Source organism: Pontibacter sp. Tf4, from assembly GCF_014212495.1.
In the GTDB taxonomy this organism is placed as follows: Bacteria; Bacteroidota; Bacteroidia; order Cytophagales; family Hymenobacteraceae; genus Pontibacter.
The window spans coordinates 495,574-516,970 of record NZ_JACKZC010000002.1 but is presented as its reverse complement, the minus strand read 5'-3'; the positions used below and the strand labels follow the sequence as shown (position 1 = coordinate 516,970).

Genomic DNA, 21,397 nt, shown 5'->3' with positions numbered 1-21,397 from the left:
ATGACGAATATAACGGAACCTCACGTAACTGATCTTGAACGCGACATTATTAAGGAGATACTTAATATAGGGCTTGCCCGTGCCGCTGATTCTTTTGCAGCTATTGCCAAAGATAAGGTGCTCCTGAAAGTGCCGGACATACAGCTTATAGAGGTAAAGGAGCTCCTGAAACTGGTAGCAAAATATGAGAGCACTCATTTTATTATCCAGTCGGATATAAAAGGGGAGTTTAACGGCGCTACACTCATGCTCTTCTCTAATGACCATGTAAAGCGCCTGTCAGAGGTTTGCCTGAACATGGTAGAAGTGCAGAAAGGCGAGGTTTCGGCCATGCAGGAGTCGCTGCTGCTCGAAATCAGCAATATCATTACCGGTGCGCTTGTTACACAGCTGGCCAATATCCTGAAAGCCAACATCTACGGTTCACCGCCCAAAGCACCTAAAAGCCACATTGCCGATTCGTTGAAAGATATACTGGTGCAGCACCCGTTGTTTCAGCCACTGGTGTTCACAGTCATCACCAAGTTTACGCACAACTATAAGAGTGTAGAGTTACCGCTGCTGCTCTTTTTTGACACAGGCACTTTCCTGAAGATTCTGGAAATTATCCGAGCTTTTGAAATGGACAAGAATAAACCTATCTGAAGTTTATAGTTTATAGTTTATAGTTTATAGTTTATAGTTTATAGTTTATAGTTTATAGTTTATAGTTTATAGTTTATAGTTTATAGTTTATAGTTTATAGTTTATAGTTTATAGTTTATAGTTTATAGTTTCAGCTAATCGCTGGTTATTACTTTAAAACCAAAGTCTGTAAGGTTGCTGCTATAGTTTCTGATCTATTCCCATTCTTGCCGCCGATGTCTTCTGGCTGGCTCTTTTCTGTAAATGCGCTTCTATTCGGGTTGCAATCCGGTTTCTTTAATTATAACTAATTGCAAACCAAGCGGGTATATGTTTGGCTGGTAGCTATACTTTTGATTATAGGTATAGTTTTCGTTTTTTTGCCAGCTAAATTCAATTCTTACAACTTACACGCATTTAATGAACGCATTAGGAAGACACATCCTGGTAGAATTTTACAACTGTTCTCCGGAGCTGATGAACGACGTGGTTCACATCGAGAACAGCATGGTTGCAGCTGCCGAAACGGCCGGGGCCACCGTCATTAACAGTACATTTCACCATTTCTCGCCATACGGAGTGTCCGGTGTGGTCGTGATTCAGGAAAGTCACCTTGCCATTCATACCTGGCCGGAGTACGGCTATGCCGCCGTTGACCTGTTTACCTGCGGCGATTCGGTTGATCCGTGGGTTAGTTATAACTACCTGAAAGATGCGTTCGAAGCCAGCCACGGGTCGGCCATGGAGTGCCGCCGCGGCCAGCTGGACCTTCTGAAACGAACAGAATTTAACCTGGAGTCGCTGCGTGATGTGTCGCCGCGCCCTGAGGAGAAAATTGGTACTATAACCCGCGATGTGTGGTTTACCGAGCGTGACGAGAACATTGCCCTTTCGCTAAAACATACCGGCAACCAGTTATACAAAAAAGATTCTCCTTACCAGCGCGTAGAGGTATTCGAAACCTTTGCTTATGGTAACCTTCTTACCCTGGATGGCATGGTGATGTGCACCCAGAAAGACGAATATGTGTACCACGAAATGATCACGCACGTGCCGATGTTCAGCAACCCGAAGGCGAAAAGAGCATTGGTTATTGGCGGCGGCGATGGCGGCACGGTGCGCGAATTGCTCCGCCACGAGCAACTGGAAGAAGTAACGCTGGTAGAAATTGACGAGCTGGTGATAGAAGCCTGCAAACTGCACTTACCGGAAACAGCCGTAGCGTTTGATAACCCGCGTCTGAACCTGCTGGTAGAAGATGGCATTAAGTACATAAAAGAATGCGAAGACGGCCGTTACGACCTGATCATCGTTGATTCAGCGGATCCGGTTGGTCCCGGCGAAGGCTTGTTTACCGCCGAATTCTATCAGGAAGTATACCGTTGCTTAACCAAAGATGGCATCATGATCACACAGAGTGAATCGCCACGCTTTAACAGTGCCGTGTTTGTAGAGATCTATGATACCTATAAGCAGATCTTCGGCAAAGAGAAAGTACATTGCTACCTGGCAGCCATTCCTACCTATCCGACCGGCACCTGGAGCTTCTCGTATTCTTCTAAAGGCGATGCGCATCCGCTTACGTTTGATGTAAATGCAGCATCCGCTTTCTCAAAAGCACAGGGACTGAAATACTATAACGAAGACATACACAAGGCTGCTTTTGCGCTGCCTAATTTTGTAAAAGAACTGTTAAACACTAAACCAGGTCAGGTAACCGATGAGTACTCCGCAGAACCAACAGCCTAACAGCAAAGCAGAAAAAATTGCCAACTTCGACCCAAGTGGTGTAGGAGACGTGAACGCCGGCCTTTTCGGGTTGCCGTTTACCGTAGACGAAGCCGAAGTAGTGGTGATACCTGTGCCGTGGGAAGTAACCGTATCGTATAGCGCCGGAACAGCCAACGGACCTGAAGCCGTATTTAACGCCTCGCCGCAGATAGATCTGTTTGAGCCTGCCATAAAAGATGCCTGGAAAGTAGGCATTGCCATGGAAGAGATCTCGGAGGAGTGGCACGCCGTGAGCGATGAGCTGCGCGGGAAAGCAGAAAAATACATTACCTGGCTGGAAGAAGGACAGGCCGAAGAAAATGCCGCCGAACTACAGGATGTGCCCGCCGAAGTAAATGCAAAAGGAGAGGAGCTGCTGCAGTGGCTAAAAGAAAAAGCCCTGAACTACATGGACCAGGGCAAAGCAGTGTGTTTATTGGGCGGCGACCATAGTACCCCGCTTGGCCTGATACACGCCATGGCCGAAAGGCACGAGGAATTCGGTATACTGCAGCTGGATGCCCACGCAGATCTGCGCGTTGCTTACGAAGGCTTCAAGTACTCGCATGCCTCTATCATGTACAATGCCCTGCAACTGCCGCAGGTTAAAAAACTGGTGCAGGTTGGTATCCGCGATCTGGCCCAGTCAGAGGCAGAGATGGCAGAGCAGTCGAACGGGCGTATTACCATGTTCTATGATGCCGTGATCAAAGAGAACCTGTACGCTGGCGAGAGCTGGAAGAAAGAGTGCAAAAAGATCATTGCGCAGCTTCCACAGAAAGTATACCTGAGCTTCGATATTGATGCCCTTGACCCGAAACTTTGCCCGGGAACAGGAACACCAGTGCCTGGCGGGCTTGAGTTTGAGGAAGCCGTATACCTGATCAAGCAACTGGTAAAATCGGGCCGTGAGATCATTGGCTGCGACCTGAACGAAGTTGGCCCGGGAGAGACCGAGTGGAACGGAAACGTAGGAGCGCGTATGCTGTACAAGATCTGTAACTGGATGGCGGTATCGCAGGGCAGGCTGAAAGCTGATTTTTAATCTTTATAGTCAGAGAGCCGTACTCAGGTTAATAATATACCTTTACTATATACATTTAAGGTTATAACTATGGGATTCATTATTAAACTTCTGATTACCGGTGTTGCAGCCCTGGCGGCTTCCTATATTCTGCCTGGCGTCCACATCGATACTTTTCTGACGGCTATCATACTGGCACTGGTGCTGGCGCTGCTGAATGCAGTAGTACGCCCCATACTGGTAATATTGACCATACCGGTTACAGTGCTCACATTAGGGCTGTTCCTTTTGGTCATCAACGCGCTCATCATCCTGTTAGCCGATTACCTGATTGCCGGGTTTGAAGTGAGTGGTTTTATTTCGGCGTTACTGTTCAGTATCGTCATGGCCATCATTTCAGCCATCCTCGATTTTATATTTTAAGTAAACTATAAACTATAGTTAAAGCGGCGCCGGAATTTCCTCCGGCGCCGCTTTTTTATATCACAGGTTCAACCTGTATTTACCTATAGTTCAGGCACCGGTTATAGTTTAGTGCCCATCAAATTATCATTCCTAATTCGTAATTCTTAATTTTTAATTCTCACCGTCCGTTCATCCACTGCTCACAGGCATCGGCGCATTCGCGGCAGGCTTCGGCACATTTCTGGCAATGGTCGTGCTGGTGTTTGCCACATTCGTCGGCACAGGCGCGGCAGATCTCGATACATTCCTTCATTACATGCTTGGCATGTTCCGAGTTTCGTGCTACAAAGCGGGCTGTTAAGGTACACATATCGGCACAGTCGCGGTCCAGCATAATGCAGCGCGCCATCATCTTCACATCTTCTTCCTGCAGGCACATGGTAGCGCAGGTTTCGCAGGCAGTAATACATTTAATGAGCACATGCTCCAGGTTGTTTGTTCTCTCTGATTTCATAGTTTTATTTTATAGTTCTGATGAATTAAACTACGCGCTCAGGTGTAGTTAGTTATAAACCTGTGGGTAAGTAACACTACAGGGTTAGGCAAATAAGCCGTATCTTTGGGTAAAGAGAAACGAGCAGTACAGTTAAAAATGATGGAGATCAGGGAAGCGCGCGAGGCGTTAAAGTTATACTTTGGTTACGATAGTTTCAGGCCGATGCAGGAGCAGATTATTTCCTGTATACTGCAGCGGCAGGATGTAGTGGTGCTGATGCCGACCGGTGGCGGAAAGTCTGTTTGTTACCAGGTGCCTGCCGTGGTAATGCCCGGTATAACTATAGTTGTATCCCCGCTTATTGCCCTGATGAAAGACCAGGTAGAGGCTCTGCTGGAGAACGGTATTAAAGCCGCTTACCTGAACAGTTCGTTGGGCGCAGATGAGCAATACCGCATAGAGAATGCCTGCCTGGCCGGTGACCTGAAGCTGCTCTATGTTTCTCCTGAAAAACTGCTTTCCGCCGGCTTTCTTTCTTTCCTGAAACGCTTGCAGGTATCGCTGTTTGCTGTAGATGAAGCGCACTGTATCTCTGCCTGGGGCCACGATTTCCGTCCGGAGTATACGCAGCTCAGAATACTGAAGCAGCAGTTCCCGCAAACACCTATGGTTGCCCTGACCGCCACTGCCGACAAACTGACGCAGAAAGACATTCAGGAGCAGCTTGCTCTACATGATCCGCAGGTTTTCATTTCCTCGTTCGACAGGCCCAACATTAATTTGATGGTAAAACCCGGCCGCGACAGGTTCAATAAGATCACTGAGTTTCTGGACCGCCATCGTGGCCAGCCGGGCATTATATATTGCCTGAGCCGCAAAGGCACCGAAGCTATTGCCGACAAACTGAAACGACAAGGTTACCGGGCTACCAGTTACCATGCCGGCATGAATGCCAGCCAACGTGCCAAAGCCCAGGAAGATTTTCTGAAAGATGATGTGCAGATCGTGTGTGCAACTGTGGCTTTCGGGATGGGAATTGATAAATCGAATGTGCGGTGGGTGATACACTATAACCTGCCCAAAAATATAGAAGGCTACTACCAGGAAATAGGCCGCGCCGGTCGTGATGGTGCCAAGTCGGATGCGCTGCTGTTCTATAGTTACGCCGATGTAATGAGCATGCGCAGTATGCTGATGGAAGGCAAGGAACAACAGGTAGAACTGCAACTTGTAAAGCTGGAACGCATGCAGCAATACGCCGAGGCCACTATCTGTCGTCGCCGTATTTTGCTGCAGTACTTCGGTGAAACCATGCGCAAAGACTGTGGCAACTGCGATATCTGCCGTAATCCGCCTACTTCTTTTGATGGAACCCTGCTGGCCCAGAAGGCGCTTTCTGCCATTGCCCGCACACAGGAGCAGGTAAACATGGGCCTGCTGATAGATGTACTGCGAGGCTCCCGGAATGCGCAGGTGCTGGAGGGTGGCTATCACCAGATAAAAACCTACGGTGCCGGCCGCGATGTGAGTACCATGGACTGGCAACGCTACCTGCACCAGATGCTGAACGCCGGACTTGTGGAATTAGCTTACGACCAGAACTATACCCTGAAGTTAACCGAGCAAAGCCGGCAGGTACTGTTTGAAGGGCGTCCGGTACAACTCGTGAAATTTGACGAAGTAAAACAGCCAGTAGAGGAAGTCCGCACCAAAGCCAGACCGAAGAAAGAGGTAATACAGGATGCGTTATTTGAGCGGTTAAGGGCACTGCGCAAACGTCTGGCCGATGAACATGGTGTACCGCCTTACGTGATCTTTTCGGATAATACCCTGCAGGAAATGGCTGCTGAAAAGCCGGCCAACCGCATTGCGATGCTTTCTATCTCCGGAGTAGGGTCTGTGAAGTATGAGCGGTACGGCTATGATTTTGTGAACGAGATCATCAGCTTTGTGACCGAAGAGCAGGAAAAAGGCAATAAACTGAAAGGCGCTACCCATCTGGTAACCTACGAACTATACCAGCGTGGCAGTAACCCGGAGCAGATAGCCCGGGAGCGTAACTTAAACCCGGTAACGATCTACTCGCACCTGGCAACGCTATACGAACAGGGCTATGAGGTTGACCTGCATAAATTTGTAAGCCCAAAAGAGTATCAGGCCATTGAGAAGGCCATCTATAGTCTGGGGCCCGACGCAAAGCTGAAAGACCTGTATGATGCCTTGAAAGAGCAGTACGAATACCACAAGATCAGGCTTTCGATCGCATTATATAAGGTAGCACAGAGCAGGTAAGCAACTATAGACTATAAAACAAGAAAGCCGGCCCAACTGGGACCGGCTTCTTTATTTAACCTTAATCTGATTCAGCTTATTTTAGCACGGCAATTGCATCCGGATTAGCGTCTACGTCGCCGGTTACGGTGCCGTTTGCAATTACTTTGCCCTGCAGCAACAGTATACCTGCTACGTGTGGCGCAGCAAACGAAGTACCGTGTGCGTTATTGGTCAGGTTGCCGGTGTTGGTAGTGCTGGTCACAGCTACACCAGGAGCAGAGAAGTCTACAGGCGTGCCATAGTTAGAGAAAGAACCGAAACGGTCATATCTGTCCATAGCCGATACCGTGTACACATTTGTTGCATCTACACGGGCAGGCGAGTTGTTGATACAATCTGTGCTGCTGTTACCTGATGCAATGGCGAACATAATTCCTTTGGCAGCTGCCGTTTTCACAGCGTTATCCAGCGTAGAAGAAATGCCGCCACCAAGGCTCATGTTTACCACATCGCCGGCTGCGCCAACATTAATTACGTAGTTCACTGCCGAAATAGCGCGCGACATTGTTCCCTGACCAGCGTCATCAAATACACGCAGGGCAACTATAGTGGCACCCGATGCTACCCCGATCATACCTGATCCGTTGTTTTTAGCACCGATGATACCGGCAACTATAGTACCGTGGCCATAACCGTCTTCAACTGATGTAACACCGTAGATAAACGACGCACTTCTTTTCAGGTCAATGTTCAGGTCCGGGTTGTCAGTGTCGATACCAGAGTCGATAACCCAGGCCGTTTTACCGGTACCATCACCGTAACCAACGCGGGCAATGTTCCAGGGCACAAGCTCGCCGGCAACCGGCGTAATGGTCTTGTATGTGCCTGTTGATGGAGCTGGCTCTGTTACTACTGGAGCTGGTTCCGTTGGAGCAGGCTCGGTAGGAGCCGGTTCGGTTGGCACAGGCTCGGTAGGGGTTGGCTCCGGAGCTGGTTCAGTAGGAGTTGGAGTTGGAGTTGGAGTTGGAGTTGGCTCAGTCGGAGCTGGTTCGGTGCCTTTGTTCTTGCCACCTTTATTCGGGGCAGTGTCTTTAATTTTTTTGGCGTAAGCAAAAGATGGTTTGCCAAGCGATATTACGCGGTCCTGCTCAATGTAAGCTACTTCAGGATTGTTCTTCAGGTCGGCTAACTGCTCTGCGGTAAGCTTAGCTGCAAAACCATTTACTGCGCCTTCGTAGGTTTCTTTTACATCAGCAGCTTCCAGTTTTAAGTTCTGGATCAGGCGCTGTCTGGCTGTTTTTACCGTTTCGCGGTCGGCAACGGTCATGTTGCTGCTGCGGCTGGCATCCAGGTTGTTTCCTTTCTTCATTACTACAATGTACTGGCCTTCGATGGGCTGACCATGCACTGCTGCAAAAGAGGGTTGGGTAGCGTCGAACTGATTTTCCATCAGGTCTTCTTTCTGGCAGCTGCTAAGTGTAACAGCAGAACCCAGAACAGCCGCGTAAACGGCCTTCTTGAATGCGCTTGAAATCATAAAAAACTTTGGCTAAAAGTTGAAAATTAAATTCTGAAACTTTTTCTGATTTTGAGACCTAACCGGCGTTCTCTCTTTATAGTTCAAAAGTAGAACTACAATTTAAGTTGTTCTTATTTATTGTATTAAAGCAAGATTTAGTTATTCCGGTAAGGCCTGTTAATCTTTCTGATTGCTAATGTAGTAACATATTTTAAAGTTGCAAAATTGAATTAAAATAAATTTACAACGCTTAATATGCAATAAATACTATGTTTAAGTTATATTTTACCGATATTTATGGTGTTTTACTATGCTAGCTATAGTTACCTTTTTCTAAATAGCTGGAGTAGTGCAAAGTGTAACTAAAGTAAGAATTGAGAGGTGTGTTATAGTTCGGGTATCGCTAAGGAAAGTATAATTGATAATAAATGCTAAATTAATTAGTAAATTAGCCGGCTATCACGTATATTTACACTTTAGTTGCTGCCAGGTAACTAAAACAACGATTTTAAGCTAACTCAATTGGCATTAAGGCTATGGTTACATCTAATTTAAGGCATCTTCGCAAAAAAGCGGGTTACACACAGGCGCAACTCGCTGAAAAACTGGATATAAAGCGCTCGTTGGTAGGTGCTTATGAAGAGGGTAGGGCAGAGCCTAAGCTCAGTACACTTGTAAATATTGCCAACCTGTTCCATATTACGCTGGATGAACTTATAACTACAGACCTGGCCACGGAGCAAACATCTGCAAAAGCAGTTACACCAACTACAGGTAAAATGCGTGTGCTGGCTATTACTGTAGATGGCGATGATAACGAAAACATAGAGCTTGTGCCGCTAAAGGCAAGCGCTGGTTACCTGAACGGCTATGCCGATCCGGAGTTTATTGAAGAGCTTCCCCGTTTCCGTTTACCAATGCTGGGTAACAGCGGTACGTTCCGCGCCTTCGAGATCAGTGGCGACTCCATGCTGCCGATCACCTCAGGTACGGTTATAGTTGGCCGCTACGTAGAAGACTGGAAAACTATAAAAGACGGTACACCCTGCATCATCGTCAGCCAGAAAGAAGGTGTGGTGTTCAAACGTATTTACCACAAACTACAGGATGGCGCCGTGCTGCGCCTGCACTCCGACAACCCGGTGTACTCGCCTTATGAACTGCATGTAGAAGACATCCTGGAAATCTGGGAAGCAAAGTCTTATATCAGCTCCACCTTCCCGATCGCCGACCTGTCGCTCGACAAGCTTTCATCGATCGTGCTTGATTTGCAGAAAGAAATGCAGAAACTGAAGAAAGTAGATTAACCGCTTCAGGTTATAACTATAGTTTAAACCTGCACCCGCCCCGGTGCAGGTTTTTTTATGGGTGCAGGCTTGGCTCAACCCCTATCTTAACAACTATAGCTGATTATGCGTAAAGGCTAACAGTATTGATGAGTGTGCAGTATGCAATAACTATACAGATAGCAGCAGAATGATCAGACAGATAGCAGCTTCCGAGCGCCATGAAGCACGAACAGGAGAGTGGCTCCGTTCCAATTACCTTTTCTCATTCGCAGATTATTATGATCCGGCAAATGTGCAGTTTGGGCCGCTTCGCGTTTTTAATGATGACGTGGTGAGCCCGGACTCGGGTTTCCCGATGCACCCGCACACCGAGATGGAGATTGTAACTATAGTATTGGATGGCGAGATAACGCATACCGATAGCCTGGGCAACGACCTGGTAGTAGGAGCCGGGGAAGTACAGCGCATGACCTCCGGAACGGGCATCACACATTCGGAAGCAAACCGCTCGAAAGCAGATGTACATTTGCTGCAACTATGGTTTCTGCCAAACAAGCGTGGCCTGATGCCGTCGTATGAACAGATGAAGATCGATTTCCTGGATAAAAAAGATGAGCTCGTACCACTTGTAACCGGCCAGAAAGTGCTGGAAGATGTAGCGTTCATCAATTCCAACTCCACTATTTATTATGGCAACTTCAGCCAGGGCAAGGATTTTGATTACCAGACCTACAAGCTGCGCAAGAGCCTGGTTTATGTGCTGGAAGGCAACATCATCGTTAACGGTGTGGAGCTTGGCGATAACGACCAGCTTCGCCTCGAAGACCAGGACATGATCTCTTTCCATGCTACTTCCAAAGTGTCGTTTATTTTAGTGGATGTTCCGGCCGTAGAGGCTAATTATTAACAAAATCAACTATAATTATCACTTCTGAAATAATTAAACGGAGTGGCTGTACAATTAACTTGTACAGCCACTTTTATTTTAGCAAAGCATGAAAGGGTTTGGTATCTTGGCTTAAAAATTAAAGCATAATGATACTTAAAAGCGATCGTTTGAACAATGTGTCTTACGACTTACGTGGGCCGGTATACGAAAAAGCGAAAGAACTGGAACAACAGGGGCACTACATTACAAAACTGAATATCGGAAACCCGGCGCCCTTCGGGTTTGATGCCCCTCCGGCCATGGTTCAGTATATTATAGACAACATGCACCAGGCGCAGGGCTATTCCGATCATAAGGGATTATTGAGCTCGCGCGAAGCAGTGAAGCGCTACTACGAAAAGAAGGGCATTGCCAACATTCATGTGGACGATATTTTCCTGGGCAACGGACTGAGCGAGCTTATCATGCAGTCGGTGCAGACGCTCCTGAACGATGGTGACGAGGTGCTGGTGCCTTCCCCGGACTATCCGCTCTGGACAGCGTCGGTGCGTTTTGCTGGTGGCAAGGCCGTACATTATCTCTGCGACGAAGAATCGGAGTGGTTCCCGGATGTATCCGATATCAGAAGCAAGATCAACAGCCGCACAAAGGCCATCCTGATCATCAACCCGAACAACCCGACCGGTGCCGTTTATTCTAAAGAGTTGCTGCAGGAAATCGTACAGTTAGCCGAAGAGCATAACCTGGTTATTTTCTCTGACGAGATTTACGATAAGATCCTGTATGATGGAACAGAGTTTACTTCTACGGCAACGCTGTCTGATAAGGTCTTGTTTGTAACGCTTAGCGGGCTATCTAAAAACTACCTGGCAGCAGGCTACAGAGCAGGCTGGATTATGGTAAGCGGTGCTAAACACAAAGCTACCAGCTACCTTGAGGGGCTGAACCTGTTGGCGAGCCTGCGTGTGTGCAGCAACGTACCCGCTCAGTTTGCGCTACAAGTAGCGCTGGAAGGCCCAACCACAGTGGACAGCATGGTATTGCCAACCGGCAGGTTAGGTCAGCAGCGTGCTATCTGCTACGAGAAATTATCTGCTATACCGGGTATTTCCTGCGTGAAGCCAAAAGGTGCATTCTATCTTTTCCCGAAGATCGATGTAAAGAAATTCAACATCCAGAGCGACATGCAGTTTGTGCTTGATTTCCTGGAGGCACAGCAGGTGTTGCTGGTACATGGTAGCGGCTTTAACTGGCAGAAACCGGATCACTTTAGGGTTGTTTACCTGCCAGGTGTAGAAGAGCTAAGCCAGACAATGGACAAATTGGCCCTGTTCCTGAGCACTTATCAGCAGGGAAGTAAGCAGCAAAGACCACTGGAAATGGCACTATAGTTAAGCTATAGTTTGCTTCAGTATTTAAAATCAATAAAAAGGCCCGACAGAATTTGCTGTCGGGCCTTTTTGCTATAGTTGCCGAACTATAAATTCATAATTCAGCATTCATGATTAGATAGTGTACTTGCGGCCTTTGTTCTGCTGCTTCAGGTATTCTATCAGCGGCTGGAAATAGGCTACCATCGCCTTTGCACTTAACTCTTCGCCGGTTTTTTCTTTCAGCATCTTTCTCCAGTCAACGGAGGCGCCCGGATACATGATATCGTACAGGAACTTGCCTACTTCCTTGTTGCCATAGTAATTGGTAGCGTGCGGGTCCTGCTTCAGGATATTCTTGGCAATGTGGTCGTGCAACTGGAAAAGGATCACATAGGACAAGGCATAGTCATAGTACTGCGCTGCATCGTCGTTGATGTGGGTTTTGGTTGCAGGGTCGAGGTAATTTTCGCCACGTTCAGCAGGAGGCACCATGCCCTGGTACTTTTTAGCCAGTTCCCACCAGCGCTTGTTCAGTTGGTCGGCAGGCAGGTTCTTGGCATAAAAATCGTGTTCCCACTCGCTCATGACACCAGCTGCAAACGGAATAAAGGTTACATAGCTCAGCGCCTCCTTCAGCAGGGTTTGTACCTCGTCGGTCTGTGTGTTTTTATCTATCAGCTGTAACTCTGCCAGGAACGGTTTCTGCATCGCGGCCAGTCCCATTAAGCTGCCAATTGCTTCGTGGTAAGCACGGTTGGCGCCACCGCGCAGCAATACCGGCACATCAGGGTTGGTGTAGCTGATGTAGTAATAAATGTGGCCCAGTTCATGATGCGTTGTTTCATACCACTCCGCATTTGGCTCTACGCTCATCAGGCAGCGTACATCTTTGTCCAGGTCCATGTGCCAGGCCGATGCGTGGTTGTTCTTTTTGTAACCGGCATTTGGAGGCAACGGGTACAGGCTTGATTTGGTGTAGAAAGATTCAGGCAGTTTGTCAAATCCAAGGCTTACGTAAAATCGCTCAGCCTGCTCAACCAGCCACTTGTCGCCTTTGGCTTTCAGGGCACCATCCAGATCAATACCTTTTACTTCTACCATCGGGCTCCAGTCCTGGCCCCAGCGGTTTGGCAGCCAGTGCGCCGGCAGGTAATCAGGTACTTGTTTTACACCGTATTTTTTAGCCAGTTCGTAGCGGGCGTAGGTATGTAGTTCGCGGTACAGTGGCAACAGGTCTTTGTTGATCTGCGCCATCATGTCCATCATTTCCTCACGCGTCATACCATAGTCCGAAGCCTGGTAGGTAAAGTAATCATCGTAGCCCAGGCTTTGTACCGTTTTGTTGCGCAGGTCGCGTAACTTCAGCAATCCGGGTTTAAGTCCGGGGCCTACTTCCTTGCTCGCGTTCCAGGCAGCTAAGCGCTTCTTTACATCGTTCTCTGTTTTCAGGATGTTGTCGATGTCGTTGGTAGTGACAGACTTACCTGAAAGGCGGTAATCGAACCCGTATAGTTTCTCAGTCTGCTCGGTCTCTGCTTTGATGCGTGCCTTTACCACATCCGGTACGGTTTGCGGGTTGTTGGCGCCGGCATAAAGTATGGCTTCAAACTGCTTTACCTGTATCGGGGTAAGCTGGTCTTTCTGCTCCAGGTACTTGCGGGCCTGCTCTATGTTTTCTACGCTACCGGTAAAAGCGGCAAAGGCCTCGTTTGCGCGGCGGGTAGCCACCGCGTTGGTAGAGTCGCCTTCCACAATCTTAGTGTTAGATGCCCATTCCGCTTCTGCAGACTTGGTATACAGCGCCTGAAAGGTTTTCGTGTAATCATCCAGGAAAGCCTGTGCTTGTTGCTGAACAGCAGTTGCCTCGGTGGTGGCTGTATTCTCTGCTGTTTCAGATTTCTGGCTGGAGCAGGAGAATAGTATAGCTGCTGTTAAGCCGGTGAGAATAATTCTTTTCATCAGTTTAGTTCGTGGTTATCTTACTAAGGTACTACGTTAGCAGCGCAGAAACAATAACTATAGATGCGCAACTATAAAACAAAACAATAGCCTTAAACTGCTACAGTTTCTATAGTTAGTTCATCATGCCGAGTTGTTGCAGAAAAGCAAGTTGGTCGAAGTAGGAGATGTCTTCCACTATTTTGCCATCTTTCACTTTCAGGCGGGCAAATATTTTGAGTTCGAAGTTTTTGCCTTTCATTTCAGCTGGATCGTTAGGCCCGATATTTTCTACGGTTCCCGTTGATACAAACTCTACTGCCACTTCATCGCCGTTGTGGATGTAATGTAACACCACGTCCTTCACATTTGGCGCCATCTCGAACAGTGGTCCGTAAATGGTTTTTACATGATGTGCACCAATTACAGGTTCCTGCATCTCCGGCGATATAAATATGGCGCTGTCGGCGTATAGGGCCTGCATGGCTACCAGGTCGTGGCGGTTAAAAGCATCGAACATGGCCTGCATTACCCTGACAGTTTCAGCCTCCTGAGTTTGGGCTGCAGTAGTGTCTGGTTCTGAAGCTACAGGCGTTGCAATTCCGGTGGTAGCAGTAGGCTGTTGCTCGCAGGCTATAGTTGTGCCTAACAGCAGAAGCAGCGCGGGTAAAAGTTTTTTCATAGTGGTTTTATGGTTGGTTTATAGTTGCTGTATAAAGTAAACTATAGTTCTCTTTCCAACTTCTCTTCCGTTACCTGCGCTTCCAGTAATAAACTTTCGTCTATCGTTTTGCTTGTTTTGGCTCCTAATTCCTTCAACTGTTCCACCTTGCGTATCAGGTTGCCCTTGCCTTCGGTTAGTTTGTTCATGGCGGCGTTGTAAGCGCTCTGGCTGCTTTCCATGTGCTTGCCGATCAGGCGCAAATCTTCCACAAAACCTACAAATTTATCATACAGGCGGCCGCTCTCTTCTGCAATCCGGATCACGTTGCGCTTCTGGTCTTCCTGGCGCCACACACCGGCTACGGTACGCAGCGTCGCCAGCAGGGTAGAGGTGGTTACCAGCACAATGTTCTTGTCAAAGGCATCGGTAAACAGGTCGTGGTCGTGCTGCAGTGCCAGGTTAAAGGCCGGTTCTATCGGAATATACATCATCACGAAATCCGGGGAATTGATACCGCTCAGCCTGTGATAATTTTTGCCGCTCAGATCACGGAAGTGCGTACGGATGGAATTGATGTGGCTGCGCAGGTACGCTTCCAGCTGCGTGTCGTCTTCGCAACTACAGTAAGCTTCATAAGCCACCAGCGATAGTTTGGAGTCGATGACCAGGTGCTTGTTGTCGGGCAGGCGGATAATGACGTCCGGGCGGTATACTTTGCTTTCGTCGTTCTGGCGTACTTCTTCGCGCTCGTAATGCACACCTTTTCGCAGGCCGGATTTCTCCAGCAAGCTTTCGAGCAGGTACTCGCCCCAGTTGCCCTGCGTTTTGCTTTCACCTTTCAGGGCTTTGGTCAGGTTCAGGGCATCCTGGCTCATTTGCTGGTTAAGCGATGCCAGCTGCGTGATCTGCTCTTTTAACGATACACTTTCTTTCAGCGACTTCTCATAGGTAGAATCAACCTTGGCTTCAAACTCTTTGATACGTTCCTTCAATGGAGAGAGGATTTGTTCGAGGTTCTCTGCAGAGGCTTTTTTGAAGTGCTCGGCATTGTTCATCAGCACCTGATTGGAAATGCTCTGGAATTGCTGCAGAAATTTCTCGCGGAGTTGCTCCAGTTCCTGGTTCTGTTCCTGCAGGCGCTTGTTCAGGTAATCGTAGTCGGTTTCGGCTTTGGTTAGGGCGTTGGTCAGGTCCAGTATCTCGGTCTGCGTTTCGCGGAGCTGGACTTTCAGTTGTTCCGCTTCTTCAGCCTTTATCTTTGCTTGCCCCTCTAACACGCCCTGCGCCACCGCCGACTGATTTATAGTTTGCTGCAAAGCGTTAACCTTGCCTTTCAGGGCCAGGTAAGCAACTATAAGTCCTCCTAAAAATGCGGCTATACCTACTAATATCTCCATATCAGGTAAAGGTAAACTTTTTTAGTATTCGGCGCTATAGTTTTGCTAAGGAAATTAGCTAAAACAGGCTAGCTAATTCACGTATAGTTAGCTATAGTTTACTTAACGACATGCACCCGGAACCTGCGGCCCTTGATTTTGCCGTTGTTCAGTTTTTCAACTATAGTCTGGGCATCTGCGCTTGGTACGGCTACAAAGCTGCTGCGGTCCTGCACTTCAATTTTCCCGATCTTATCAGAAGCCATTCCGGTTTCAGCGATCAAAGCACCAACTATATCACGCGGACTGATCTTCTCTCTTCGGCCGGCGTTTATAGTTATAGTTGTAAATGCCGCTGCCTGTGCTGTTTGCTGGGCAGGAGCCTTTTTTAGAAGGTCTTCTGCTTTAAGCCAGTTGTCCATGCGCACCATATCCCAGTCCCGGAGCTTGCGCTCATCGCGCGGAGTAGCCAGCGTGTATACGGTTCCTTTTTTGCCGGCACGGCCGGTTCTGCCGCTGCGGTGCTGGTAGGCGGCCAGGTCATCCGGAAGCTCATAATGAACTATAGTTTCCAGCAGGGCAATGTCCAATCCGCGGGCGGCAAGGTCTGTCGCAACCAAAACCTGTGTGGTTCCATTCCGGAAAAGGGTCATCATTTTATCACGATCCGGCTGTTCCATGCCACCATGCAGTGGGCGGGCTGCTATGCCATCTGCTTTTAAGGCATGCGCCAGTTCGTCGGCTGCAGCGCGGGTATTACAGAACACTACGGTACCACCGGCATTTATACTTCTCAGAAGGCTCACCACTACATCCTGCTTCTGTGGCTGCTCTACTTTCACCCCGATAAGTGTTAGCTGTTCCGGAATGGCATTGGCAGAAGCTTTTATAAATTGTGGATTTTTAAGCGATTCTTTGATCAGGTCCTGCACATCCTGTGGCATGGTGGCCGAAAAGAGAATGACCTGGCGTTTGGCTGGAATTGCTTCCATAATCTGATCGATCTCTTCTTCAAAACCCATCTCCAGTAATTTATCCGCTTCATCCAGTACCAGTTGTTTCACCGTGCCTAAGTCAAGCGTTTTCCGGAACAAATGGTCGGTCAAGCGGCCTGGGGTTGCCACCGCAATCTGGGGCGGATGTGCCAGCGAAGCGCGTTCCTGCGAAAAGGAATGTCCCCCGTAAAAGGCACTGATCTTTAAATTCGGGATATTTCTGGCGTATTGTTTTAATTCCTGGCGCACCTGCAGGGCAAGCTCGCGCGTCGGTACCAGAATTAAAGCCTGAATCTGCTGCTGCTCCGGGTTTACCTGCTGAATAATAGGCAAACCAAAAGCGGCCGTTTTTCCACTTCCGGTTTCTGCCTGTGCGGCCACATCCTGCCCGCTTAATAGCAACGGAATTGCGCTGAGCTGGATAGGAGTAGGCGTTGTATAGTTAAGGTCCTGCAGGTTCTGCAGAATGACAGGGTTCAGTTTGAGGTTCTGGAAAGTGGTAGCCATAGTTTGCGAATAAGCTGCAAAGGTACGAACCTATAGTTGCTTTAACTATTCAGAGTTTTAATGTTAGCTATAACTATAAACTTGCTGCCGGTATAGCTTTATTCTGTGAAGAGGATAGTTGCTGCAGGTAGAGCTTACGGAAGAAGAAAAAGTGCATGGAATAGGCTAAAGGTACCAAAAATGCGGGCAGAAAAACGATCGGAAATTCAGCAATCAGGGTGTTGGCTGGCTCGTTCATGAATACGCGGAAGGGAACGGGTGCAGACAGGATAGCAGTGATCACGATGTTGAGTAAAAGTATTAGTCCGGCAATGTTCCAGGCTAAGGCCAGTTTATGCAGTTTACGGCCCTGCCCATAGCAGATCCAGGCAAAAACGGGCGCTGTTATGCCTGTTAAAATATCCAGGTTCCGCCCTTCAAAAGTCATCTGTACCGGCGTTAGTCCATCCAGGAACTGCCACCACAAAAACAACTCTACCAGTACCCTGAAAGTCTGTATGTATAGTAGCCAAGAATAGGGTACGTGCTTGATAAATTCCCTGAACCTGGGGTGAAAAGTAAGGATAAGAATAGCAATTAGCGGAATAAGGATGACGATAAAGAATTTAGGTGGCATCCCGGAAAAATCGCGTGTTATACCTGCCAGCGAAAGCACACTTACAATTAGTAGCCAGCCGATGAGTATTGCCCCAGCTATAGCTGTTTTTCTGGTGGCCACGTTGGCTGGGTAGCCCATCCGGTTATAGGTGATGTAAGTGCCCAAAAGCAAAAACACCACACAAATGACTGTTAAAGAAATAAAACCAGCCTGAGCAAACGGGAGATAAGTTGTTTCCATGGAATTAGATATTTTCGCCTCGAAACAAAAATAAATCTGAACTATAGCCGTAGTCCTTTTGAGTATAGTTGATGATAATCGTTTTTGTTACAGCCTGATGGTCAGAATTATATGATGAAATGCACCGGCAACTATAGTTTTATGAATGGTGCGTATGATGAGAGAACTATAGCTTCTGTTTATTTTGCATTCCCGATGAGGCTTCCATGAAAAAGCAGACACAAAGTTCATTACCAACCCAGGACCTTCTTTTTGAACGCGACATAGCTGTTATGCCGCTGGAGCATTTTGTCAGCGAGCTTTCAGAGGTTCCTCACAGGCATGATGCCTACCAGTTGCTCTTTGTGCAGGAAACCAAAGGGGGCAACAACCTGATCGATTTTAAAAGATACGACATGGTGGCGGGCAGACTTTTCTTGATTGGTCCGGGGCAGGCGCACCAACGGTGTTCGCTACAGGAGCAGGGGATGCTCGTGTTTTTTTCAGAAGCTTTTTTACAGACAACCGGTATCACAGCGCACGATGCACTGGTATTATTTGGCGCAGTGTACCAACATCCCTACCTCGACCTGAATGAAGAGCTGCAGCAGCTGTTTTTACAACTCTCGGAGCTGATTAGAATTGAGCTTCGCCAGCCTGTTCCAAGTTCGGCTATTCTCTCTCGTTACCTGTTTATTCTGTTGAACTACCTGCTGCGCGAATGCCACGTCGAGATTTCGAAACTTACCCCGGCCCGCCACAGCGAGCGCCTGTTTAAACTCAGCATCCTGATCGAGGACAATTTCCTGCATCACAAGCCTGTTTCTTTTTACGCCGAAGCCCTTGATATTACGCCCAAACACCTGAACAGCCTGTGCCGCCAGTACCTGCATACCACCGTGGCCGACATGCAGCATGCCCGTTTGTTACTGGAAAGCAAGCGCCTTTTGTACTTCAGCAGCCTGTCGGTGAAAGAGATCGCGTACCAGCTCGGTTTTGAAGATGATTCCTATTTTGTGCGGTTCTTCAGGCGCCTGACAGGTACTACGCCACTTCAGTTCAGGGCAAGTGGTTCCGAAAGTACCATACCGGAAGTTTAATGTGCCGTGACATTGGTTTGCTTTAACGGTACATTTGCAAAAGATAAAATGTAATCGTTATGCAGGCAAATCAGAAAATAAAAGCGATTGGGATCGGAGTGTTGGCGTCTGTTTTCTTTTGCTCCACTTACGTCATGAATAGCTTTATCTCGGCTGGCAATGGCCACTGGGCCTGGACGGTTTCGCTCCGGACCATCTTTATGCTGCTCATTCTGCTGGTTATCTTACAGGTAAAAAAGCAGCTTTTGCCTTTGCTGCATATCCTTAAAAAACAGCCCGGTGTGTGGTTGTTCTGGGGGAGCATCTGGTTTGGGGTAGTATACGTGTTGCTCACGGCGGCTGCCTCGCTGGGGCCGGGCTGGCTGATTGCCGGTGTGTTCCAGTTTACTATAGTTGCCGGTATTTTGCTTTCTCCTTTTCTTTATAAAGATAGTCGGGCAAAGATTCCGGTACGGGCACTCCTGTTATCTATCCTGATTCTGGTAGGCATAGCGCTGATGCAGTGGAGCCAGCGAAACGGCTCTTTCTCCGATACCCAGTTGATCAGCTGTATTATACTGGTTTTACTGGCTGCTATTGTTTGGCCGCTGGCTAACCGGAAACTTATGCTGTTTATTGAAGAACACGATCACCAGATAACCGCCATGCAGCGGGTGGCGGGTACAGCTATCGGTAGCCTTCCGGCAATGCTTCTGTTAATGGGCTATGGTTATACCGAAGCCGGCCTGCCCGCCGAACCGCAACTGCTGGCTACACTTGTTATTGCGCTTTGTTCGGGTGTAATTGGCTGCGTATTGTTCTTCAGGGCAACCGATATGGTGCGCTCCGATAGTGCTGCGCTGGCTGCCGTGGAAGCAACCCAATCTATCGAGATTCTGTCGACGGTAGTGGGAGAGGTGCTGCTGCTTGGCATAGCCTGGCCAAACCTGTATGGGAACATTGGCATGCTCCTGATCATGGGTGGACTGATCCTGTATAGTATACCGGCGCGAAAAAGAGTGTTGTGTGCGACTGAGCTATAGTTGTAATTCAATAGCAGTGCTTCGGCCGCCAGCGGTAAGTTTCTCCGGCTAATATTATTTTACAGGTTTTCAATAATATTCTTTCAGGAGTATTATAAAGATTGCATATTTGATTTCACTCTTATGTTAAATCTATACGCAACTTATGAAAACTGCCGCTTCTCCTCCCGGCTTTGTAGCAAAGCTGATTTTTCTTACCGCTCTTTTTTTCTGCGCCTCAAATTCCCTTCACGCCCAGGAGAAGATTGAGATCGTTATAGTTGGTTCTGCACACGGCAACAGTGGCACCGACGAGTTTTACCGTCCGGTCATCGACAAACTGAAGAACTATAAACCGGATATGGTATTCGGGGAGTACTTGTCCGAAAGTGATATGCAGAAAGCCCTGGAAGCGAATCACTCGTCCTCGGCAAACATCCTGAAAAAAATGGATTACCTGAAATCGCGTAACCCGAAAGCTGCCGGCAAAAAAGCAAATCTGAACAAAGCTTATGAGGCGCTTGATAAGTTTGCTTACCATCACAAAACCCGCATGAACCTTGCCCGCGACCTGTACCTGAACTATGACCGCGGCAATGCGGAGTACCAGTTCTGGGTGCTGGAGAAGCAGATGCAGGACAAGTTCGGAAAAAGTGAGCAGGCCTATTTCGAAAAACTGTTTGGTAGCGCAGACTCGCTTCGCAAAGCTGGCTTTATCCGGAAAAGCAGCGAGTATCACCGGATCTTTTTCCCGCTGGTGTATGAGTTAGGCCATGCAAAAATTTACCCTGCCGATTGCCAGGTGTATGATGCTGACTGGAACAAAGCCATGCAGAAAGCGCTAGCCGGTAACAAAGCTATGAAAGCCACAGCCAAAGCAGACTCTACCTCTGAAGAAGCCGCAGCCGTAAAAGCACTTAACCTGTATTCGGCTGAAGCTGGTGAGCGCATGAAAGGCATTGACTATACGAGTTACGCATTCCTGAATTCGGCGCTTTATGCGGAACTGGATGAGTATGTGAACTTTCTGGGAGGGCCGAGATTTTTTAATGAGCCGGGCTATATTACCGTTGAAGTAAAACAAATGCTGTACTGGTGGGAAAAACGAAACCAGGGCATCTGCGAAAACATTATCCGGCAGGCAAAGGAGAGAGGTGCCACCAAAGTTATAGTTGGGGTAGGCTCCTCGCACCGCAAAGGCATGGAAGAGATCTTTACTAAAATGCCCAACGTGAAACTGGTAAACTATAACGACCTGCCATAACACAACTATAAAACGGTTATAAAACAAAAGCCTGCAGAAACAACTTCTGCAGGCTTTTTTATAGTTTAACGG

18 protein-coding genes are annotated in these 21,397 nt (G+C 48.0%); 11 read left to right on the top strand and 7 right to left on the bottom strand.

The window, feature by feature from the left end:
- From H7F15_RS05180 to H7F15_RS05165, 4 genes are all read left to right on the top strand, one after another.
- Entirely contained in the window at positions 1-645 is a 645-nt protein-coding gene (locus H7F15_RS05180) for a chemotaxis protein CheC (RefSeq protein WP_221626990.1), read from the top strand.
- Between the two features lie 399 nt (positions 646-1,044).
- Complete coding sequence (gene speE / locus H7F15_RS05175; RefSeq protein WP_185195881.1) at positions 1,045-2,373, top strand: polyamine aminopropyltransferase; 1,329 nt, start codon at positions 1,045-1,047, stop codon at positions 2,371-2,373.
- Positions 2,345-3,439 carry an agmatinase family protein gene (locus H7F15_RS05170; protein ID WP_185195880.1) on the top strand — a complete coding sequence of 365 codons (1,095 nt, stop codon included), beginning with the start codon at positions 2,345-2,347 and terminating at the stop codon, positions 3,437-3,439. Before speE ends, H7F15_RS05170 begins: the two co-directional genes overlap by 29 nt.
- 69 nt (positions 3,440-3,508) lie before the next feature.
- Positions 3,509-3,841, top strand: a complete 333-nt coding sequence (locus tag H7F15_RS05165; protein WP_185195879.1) for a phage holin family protein — start codon at positions 3,509-3,511, stop codon at positions 3,839-3,841.
- A gap of 160 nt (positions 3,842-4,001) precedes the next feature.
- Here H7F15_RS05165 and H7F15_RS05160 read toward each other — a convergent pair whose 3' ends face one another.
- Positions 4,002-4,337: a four-helix bundle copper-binding protein gene (locus H7F15_RS05160; protein ID WP_185195878.1), complete on the bottom strand. Its 336-nt coding sequence runs from the start codon at positions 4,335-4,337 to the stop codon at positions 4,002-4,004.
- Between the two features lie 138 nt (positions 4,338-4,475).
- Here H7F15_RS05160 and recQ point away from each other — a divergent pair, with 138 nt between their 5' ends.
- A complete protein-coding gene (gene recQ / locus H7F15_RS05155; RefSeq protein ID WP_370523456.1) occupies positions 4,476-6,611 on the top strand; it encodes a DNA helicase RecQ in 2,136 nt (711 codons plus the stop codon).
- A gap of 76 nt (positions 6,612-6,687) precedes the next feature.
- Here the strand turns inward: recQ and H7F15_RS05150 are convergent, their stop codons facing one another.
- Entirely contained in the window at positions 6,688-8,130 is a 1,443-nt protein-coding gene (locus H7F15_RS05150; protein WP_185195877.1) for a S8 family serine peptidase, read from the bottom strand.
- A 518-nt stretch (positions 8,131-8,648) separates the two neighbouring features.
- Here H7F15_RS05150 and H7F15_RS05145 point away from each other — a divergent pair.
- The 3 genes from H7F15_RS05145 (at position 8,649) to H7F15_RS05135 (ending at position 11,681) form a co-directional block, all read left to right on the top strand.
- A complete protein-coding gene (locus H7F15_RS05145; protein WP_185195876.1) occupies positions 8,649-9,419 on the top strand; it encodes a LexA family transcriptional regulator in 771 nt (256 codons plus the stop codon).
- Positions 9,420-9,588: 169 nt separating this feature from the next.
- Positions 9,589-10,308, top strand: a complete 720-nt coding sequence (locus H7F15_RS05140; RefSeq protein WP_185195875.1) for a pirin-like bicupin family protein — start codon at positions 9,589-9,591, stop codon at positions 10,306-10,308.
- Positions 10,309-10,436: 128 nt separating this feature from the next.
- On the top strand, positions 10,437-11,681 hold the full coding sequence (locus H7F15_RS05135; protein WP_185195874.1) for a pyridoxal phosphate-dependent aminotransferase: 1,245 nt from the start codon (positions 10,437-10,439) through the stop codon (positions 11,679-11,681).
- A gap of 114 nt (positions 11,682-11,795) precedes the next feature.
- On the opposite strand, the gene H7F15_RS05130 is transcribed toward H7F15_RS05135, so the two are convergent.
- From H7F15_RS05130 to H7F15_RS05110, 5 genes are all read right to left on the bottom strand, one after another.
- Entirely contained in the window at positions 11,796-13,622 is a 1,827-nt protein-coding gene (locus H7F15_RS05130) for a M2 family metallopeptidase (RefSeq protein WP_185195873.1), read from the bottom strand.
- Between the two features lie 115 nt (positions 13,623-13,737).
- Positions 13,738-14,283, bottom strand: a complete 546-nt coding sequence (locus H7F15_RS05125) for a nuclear transport factor 2 family protein (RefSeq protein WP_185195872.1) — start codon at positions 14,281-14,283, stop codon at positions 13,738-13,740.
- 41 nt (positions 14,284-14,324) lie between these two features.
- On the bottom strand, positions 14,325-15,662 hold the full coding sequence (rmuC, locus tag H7F15_RS05120) for a DNA recombination protein RmuC (RefSeq protein ID WP_185195871.1): 1,338 nt from the start codon (positions 15,660-15,662) through the stop codon (positions 14,325-14,327).
- 98 nt (positions 15,663-15,760) lie between these two features.
- Entirely contained in the window at positions 15,761-17,143 is a 1,383-nt protein-coding gene (locus tag H7F15_RS05115) for a DEAD/DEAH box helicase (protein WP_185195870.1), read from the bottom strand.
- A gap of 73 nt (positions 17,144-17,216) precedes the next feature.
- Positions 17,217-17,981: a hypothetical protein gene (locus tag H7F15_RS05110; RefSeq protein ID WP_185195869.1), complete on the bottom strand. Its 765-nt coding sequence runs from the start codon at positions 17,979-17,981 to the stop codon at positions 17,217-17,219.
- A gap of 206 nt (positions 17,982-18,187) precedes the next feature.
- Between H7F15_RS05110 and H7F15_RS05105 the strand changes: the two genes are divergently transcribed.
- The 3 genes from H7F15_RS05105 to H7F15_RS05095 all read left to right on the top strand — a co-directional run bounded on the left by H7F15_RS05105 (position 18,188) and on the right by H7F15_RS05095 (position 21,325).
- Positions 18,188-19,060: an AraC family transcriptional regulator gene (locus H7F15_RS05105; protein ID WP_185195868.1), complete on the top strand. Its 873-nt coding sequence runs from the start codon at positions 18,188-18,190 to the stop codon at positions 19,058-19,060.
- A 134-nt stretch (positions 19,061-19,194) separates the two neighbouring features.
- Positions 19,195-20,082, top strand: coding sequence for a multidrug resistance efflux transporter family protein (locus H7F15_RS05100; protein WP_185195867.1), 888 nt, complete (start codon positions 19,195-19,197; stop codon positions 20,080-20,082).
- Positions 20,083-20,227: 145 nt separating this feature from the next.
- Positions 20,228-21,325, top strand: coding sequence for a DUF5694 domain-containing protein (locus H7F15_RS05095; RefSeq protein WP_185195866.1), 1,098 nt, complete (start codon positions 20,228-20,230; stop codon positions 21,323-21,325).
- Positions 21,326-21,397: the final 72 nt, after the last annotated feature.